Here is a 499-nt window from a genome sequence, read left to right as displayed (position 1 = left end):
GTCCTGTGGCGGCTGCTCAAATCGGTCTGAGGGGAACGTCGTTGTGCTGACAGTGCTGATATGGATCGCGATCGCAATGATCGGCGCTGGCCTCGCCGGGCTGGTGTATCTGGGTCTGGGTAACCGTCGCCGGGCGGTCGCCGTGCGTCGTTTGCACGAGGGCCGGGGAAGCGGTAATCAGCGCAACAGCAGCGACCGTGGCCTGAAATGGCTGGCACAGCTTGATTCGCGTCTGACCCGGGTTGTCGGGCATGACCCGGAGCTTGGCCCCCTTCTGATCAAAGCGGGCTGGCGCTCACGGGAGGCTGTCGCCATTTTTCGGGGGGTCCAGAACGCACTGGTGCTGCTGTCGCTGGTGCTCGTCCTGCTTTACTGGTTGCTTCAGGGGTTTGAGGGCATCGCAAGCGTCAAAGGCGTCTTCAGTTTTTTCGTGGCGGCCGCGATTGCCTATCTGGGCCCCAAGATGGCACTCCGGCGCTACGCCCGCCAGCGCCAGCAC

General features: G+C 63.5%; 1 protein-coding gene. It reads left to right on the top strand.

The window, feature by feature from the left end:
- Positions 1 to 43: 43 nt before the first annotated feature.
- Positions 44 to 499: hypothetical protein (locus FY251_RS20970; RefSeq protein WP_148416867.1), on the top strand; the 456-nt coding region annotated here is incomplete at its 3' end.

Origin of the sequence: Haloferax sp. KTX1 (genome assembly GCF_902410085.1) — an archaeon.
Taxonomy (GTDB): Archaea; Halobacteriota; Halobacteria; order Halobacteriales; family Haloferacaceae; genus Haloferax; species Haloferax massiliensis.
The sequence above is the reverse complement of the archived record's forward strand: the minus strand, read 5'-3'. Positions and strand labels throughout refer to the sequence as shown.